3 protein-coding genes and 2 pseudogenes are annotated in these 5,137 nt (G+C 62.5%); 4 read left to right on the forward strand and 1 reads right to left on the reverse strand.

From position 1 onward, the window contains the following. Positions 1-560 precede the first annotated feature (560 nt). Positions 561-2,204, forward strand: a complete 1,644-nt coding sequence (locus IV088_RS14470) for an acyl-CoA synthetase (RefSeq protein ID WP_291103266.1) — start codon at positions 561-563, stop codon at positions 2,202-2,204. A gap of 476 nt (positions 2,205-2,680) precedes the next feature. Here IV088_RS14470 and IV088_RS14475 read toward each other — a convergent pair whose 3' ends face one another. After that, a complete protein-coding gene (locus IV088_RS14475; protein WP_040214134.1) occupies positions 2,681-2,938 on the reverse strand; it encodes a hypothetical protein in 258 nt (85 codons plus the stop codon). Between IV088_RS14475 and IV088_RS14480 the strand changes: the two are divergent. The 3 genes and pseudogenes from IV088_RS14480 to IV088_RS14490 form a co-directional block, all read left to right on the forward strand. After that, a pseudogene (locus tag IV088_RS14480) lies at positions 2,834-3,061 on the forward strand (DUF4158 domain-containing protein); the annotation flags it as partial. The gene IV088_RS14475 and the pseudogene IV088_RS14480 sit on opposite strands and share 105 nt — an antisense overlap. Positions 3,062-3,150: 89 nt before the next feature. Further along, a pseudogene (locus IV088_RS14485) lies at positions 3,151-3,701 on the forward strand (IS3 family transposase); the annotation flags it as partial. 88 nt (positions 3,702-3,789) lie between these two features. After that, positions 3,790-4,928, forward strand: a protein-coding gene (locus IV088_RS14490) for an IS3 family transposase (protein ID WP_291103263.1) whose coding sequence is annotated in 2 segments (ribosomal slippage) — positions 3,790-4,057 and positions 4,057-4,928 — 1,140 coding nt in all. Because the reading frame shifts where the segments join, the coding sequence is not laid out codon by codon here. Positions 4,929-5,137: the final 209 nt, after the last annotated feature.

Raw genomic sequence — 5,137 nt, forward strand, 5'->3', positions numbered from 1 at the left:
GCCAGTGCTAGCTTTTCGTACCGTCACTTATTGCACTGAAAACGAGGAGACCCCAAGCAGGAGCTCCTGGCCACCGACAAGGAGCGCAGCGCCTGGCTGCAAACAGAGAAAAAAGCTTATCTATATGCGCGCGCAGCTGAAGCAGCTGGCCGATGCACTGCGCATTACACAGGCGCTGCAGGATCAGGCAGCAGCTGCGCGGCCGGCCGCGGCCTGTCCTATAGCGCTCTATCCATCATCTTGTTCTTCCTAGAAATATGACTCATGGCTCATTATTCAATGTAAGATTTGAATCTACCCGCCAGCGATGGAGCCTCCCTTGTCTTGTTTTCGGTAGATCAGGCAGGGTCCCCACCCCGGTCCACGAGGTTTGCGAAGGTTCGCGATGCGGGGCTGGAACAACGCAGCTGCCGCGTCGTAAGACGAGGGGCGATTTTTTAGATTCGAAGAGAAATTTTTCTACAGAACATCCACCGGCACACCGTTGGCCAACGACCGCAGCCGGCGTTGGACAGCGCCGCGAAGCGCCGCCGACATCAGGAACAAGAGAAATGAGCCCCATGACCCGGATCAATCCTTACGCAGACGGTTTGGACAGAAACGCGGCGAATCACGTTCCGCTGTCGCCATTGAGTTTTCTGGCACGTACCGCACTCGTCTACCCGACGCGCAAGGCGCTCATCTATGGCGCCTTCTCGCAGGACTGGCACACCACCTATTCGCGGTGCCGACGCCTGGCCAGCGCGCTGGCCAGCCGAGGTATCGGCGTCGGCGACACGGTTGCCGTGATGCTGCCCAATGTGCCGGCAATGTTCGAGGCGCATTTCGGCGTGCCCATGTGTGGCGCTGTCTTGAACGCGCTGAACACGCGGCTCGATGCGCAGGCCATCGCCTTCGCGCTGCAGCATGCCGAAGCGCGTGTGCTGCTGACCGATCGCGAGTTCGCACCGGTGGTCGGTAAGGCCTTGGCCCTGTTGGGCGATGCGCGGCCGCTGGTGGTGGAGGTCGAGGATGCCACTGCGCCGGCCGGCGAATGGCTCGGCGAGATCGGCTATGAAGACCTGCTTGCCGAAGGCGACAGCGAATTCGCCTGGCAACTGCCCGCCGATGAGTGGGACGCGATCGCGCTGAACTACACCTCCGGCACCACCGGCACGCCGAAGGGCGTGGTGACGCATCACCGCGGCGCTTATCTGAACGCGGCGAACAACGTGATCGCATGGAGCCTGCCGCATCACCCGACCTATCTGTGGACCTTGCCGCTGTTCCACTGCAATGGCTGGTGCTTCGCCTGGACCATGGCGCTGGTCGCGGGCACCAGCGTTTGCCTGCGCGGGGTCGATCCGACGCTGATCTGGTCGCTGGTGCGCGAGCACCATATCACCCACCTGTGCGGCGCACCGATCGTCTACAGCATGCTGATCGATGCACCAGCGGAACTGCGCGTCGGCCTGGAGCACACGCTGCAGGGCTTGATCGCCGGCGCTGCGCCGCCGGCCGCAGTCATCGAGGGCTGCGAAGCCGCCGGTATTGCCTTGACCCATGTCTACGGACTCACCGAAGTCTATGGTCCGGCCGCGGTCTGCGCCACGCAAGCGCACTGGGCCGACCTTGAGGCCGGGGAGCGTGCGCGCCTGATCGCCCGCCAGGGAGTGCCGTATCCATTGCAGGAGGCGATCACCGTGCTGGACCCGGAAACCATGCAGCCGGTGCCTGCCGATGGCGAAACGATGGGGGAGATCTTCTTCCGCGGCAACATCGTGATGAAGGGTTATCTGAAGAACCCCGAAGCGACCGCCGAAGCCTTCGCCGGCGGCTGGTTCCACACCGGCGATCTGGCCGTAATGCATCCCGACGGTTACGTGAAGATCAAAGACAGAAGCAAGGACATCATCATCTCGGGCGGCGAGAACATTAGCTCCATTGAGATCGAAGACGCGCTGCATCGCCACCCGGCGGTGTTGCTGGCTTCCGTCGTGGCGAAACCCGATGCGAAGTGGGGTGAAGTGCCCTGCGCATTCATTCAGCTGAAGAACGGCGCCGAGGCCACGGAGACCGAACTCATCGAGTTCTGCCGTGACCATCTGGCCCGTTTCAAAGTGCCGAAGCGGGTGATATTCACCGAGTTGCCGAAGACCTCCACCGGCAAGGTGCAGAAGTTCGAGTTGCGTCAGCGCGTGGCCTCGGCAAGCGCAATCGCATGAGCCCCGACTTCAGTCGATACTGAAGCAAAAGATGACTGTCAGCCAGGTCCGCATAAACCAGGATGACCGGTGGCCGGCAGGAGGGCCATTCTCTGCATGGATCTGCTCCGCAGCAAGATTGAATCTGCCCGAATCGCTGAAGTGACCGCCGCCTGTCTACCGGGTCGCTCGGATTGGAACATGGGCAGCCCAAGCGGCTCTACGCGCCCTTCTATTTGGCCGCGCGCTCTAGCGAATTTGCTAGCCATTTCTCCGGCTGACGTCGTCCTCGCCACCACTGCGCGCCGGCTCGGAGCTTCCCATTTAGCGCGTTTTTTCTCCGTCCTGCACGCGGGTCAAGGGCTCCTCTGGTCATTCCCTCGTGAGCATCTGCAGGAACTTCAGGCACACGCCGAGGTTGTGAGCGCTGCGACAGCCAGGACGCATGCTGCCTGGGGTCTCCTCGTTTTCAGTGCAATAAGTGACGGTACGCAAAGCTAGCACTGGCGCGGGGGTGGTCTGGGTAGACCGTTGATTTCATTGACTTTCCTGTTCGCTTTGTAAACGGGTATGGTGGCCTCCCACTTTTGAGGTTCACGATGCAGGGTTGGCACACAACGTTTTTGGGGATGCGTGGGCTCCCCCGCGATATCAGCGACTTCGAGATGAAGGCATTTTTCACCTTCGATGGTGCCGAGCGCGACGCAATCAATGCACGCCGAGGTGATTCCCACAAGCTTGGTCTGGCGCTCCATATTGGTTTCCTGCGCATGAGTGGGCGTTTGCTCGGTGCCTTTCGGGTAATTCCAGTAGCCTTGTGGCGCCACCTTGGCAACGAGCTTGGCATTGCAGCACCAGAAGTCGCCTCGCTGAGAGCCAAGAAGTGGCGCAGGAAATCTGGACAGCCTCTTAGGTGGAAACTCCGGGCATAACGCCGGCCCGAAAGGGGCCGGCCACAGGAGTTTCGATGGTCAAGAAATCAGCGCGGCGCACCCGCCGCACCCACACGCCGGCTTTCAAGGCGCAGGTCGCCTTGGCGGCCTTGCGCGAAGACAAGACGTTGGCCGATCTGGCCAAGCAGTTTGAGCTGCACCCCAACCAGATCACCGAGTGGAAGCGGCAACTGGTAGAACACGCCGCCGGTGCCTTCGGCGGCCATGACGCTGCCCCACCGGTAGATCTGGATCCGCTGCACGCCAAGATCGGGCAGCTGACGCTGGAGAACGATTTTTTAGAACGCGCGCTCACCAAGGCGGGATTGCTGAGCGCAAAGCGATGATCGACCGTGATGACCGACTGTCCGTCACGCGCCAGGCTCAGTTGCTTGGCATCAGCCGCGGCTCGGTGTACTACCTGCCGCGGCCTGTGAGCGACTCTGACTTGGCACTGATGCGCCGGCTCGACGAGCTGCACCTGGAGCACCCCTTCATGGGCGCTCGCATGCTGCGCGATCAACTCGCCCGGCAAGGCATTCACGCCGGCCGGCGCCACATTGGCACGCTGATGCAGCGCATGGGCAGAAGTGGCGCAGGAAATCTGGACAGCCTCTTAGGTGGAAACTCCGGGCATAACGCCGGCCCGAAAGGGGCCGGCCACAGGAGTTTCGATGGTCAAGAAATCAGCGCGGCGCACCCGCCGCACCCACACGCCGGCTTTCAAGGCGCAGGTCGCCTTGGCGGCCTTGCGCGAAGACAAGACGTTGGCCGATCTGGCCAAGCAGTTTGAGCTGCACCCCAACCAGATCACCGAGTGGAAGCGGCAACTGGTAGAACACGCCGCCGGTGCCTTCGGCGGCCATGACGCTGCCCCACCGGTAGATCTGGATCCGCTGCACGCCAAGATCGGGCAGCTGACGCTGGAGAACGATTTTTTAGAACGCGCGCTCACCAAGGCGGGATTGCTGAGCGCAAAGCGATGATCGACCGTGATGACCGACTGTCCGTCACGCGCCAGGCTCAGTTGCTTGGCATCAGCCGCGGCTCGGTGTACTACCTGCCGCGGCCTGTGAGCGACTCTGACTTGGCACTGATGCGCCGGCTCGACGAGCTGCACCTGGAGCACCCCTTCATGGGCGCTCGCATGCTGCGCGATCAACTCGCCCGGCAAGGCATTCACGCCGGCCGGCGCCACATTGGCACGCTGATGCAGCGCATGGGCATCACGGCCTTGGCTCCGCAGCCTGGCACCAGCAAGCGGGCACCCGGGCACAAGATCTATCCGTATCTGCTGCGCAAGGTGGCGGTCACGCGGGCCAACCAGGTGTGGGCGCTGGACACCACGTACATACCGATGGCCCGCGGCTTCGTGTACCTCACGGCCGTCGTGGACGTGGCCAGCCGCCGCGTGCTGGCGCACCGCGTGGCGATCACGCTGGAGGCGATCCACGCCAAGGAGGTCATCGAGCAGGCCTTGGCAAAGTACGGCACGCCCGAGATCGTCAACACCGATCAGGGCAGCCAATTCACCGCCGAGGAGTTCACCCGCGTCGTGCTCGACGCCGGCTGCAAGCTGTCGATGGACGGACGAGGTGCCTGGCGCGACAACGTGTTCGTCGAAAGGCTGTGGCGCAGCGTGAAGTACGAGCGGGTGTACCTCAAGGCGTACGACAGCGTCAGCGCCGCACGCACCGACATCGCCGAATACCTCGCCTGGTACAACGCGCAGCGCGCCCATTCGAGCCTGGATCGCGCTACGCCCGATGAAGCGTACTTCGCCGGCCTGCCAGCAGTGAAGCTGGCCGCGTAAGATGAAGATCGCTGGTGCGCCCCGAGTTGCCCGCCGCGGCGTGCGTTCGTCGCAAGTGACGCCCGCCGCTGTGGACAACTCTGCACCTTTGGCAACCCGCCCGGAATCCACTTAAGAATCGGGGAAGGCTGTTCAGACAAGCGGAGCCACTTCTCCATGTATGAACGCGGGCGCACGCTATTCGATCACCAACAAGTAGCCTGCACGGT

This window comes from Hydrogenophaga sp., assembly GCF_018780075.1.
In the GTDB taxonomy this organism is placed as follows: Bacteria; Pseudomonadota; Gammaproteobacteria; order Burkholderiales; family Burkholderiaceae_C; genus Hydrogenophaga.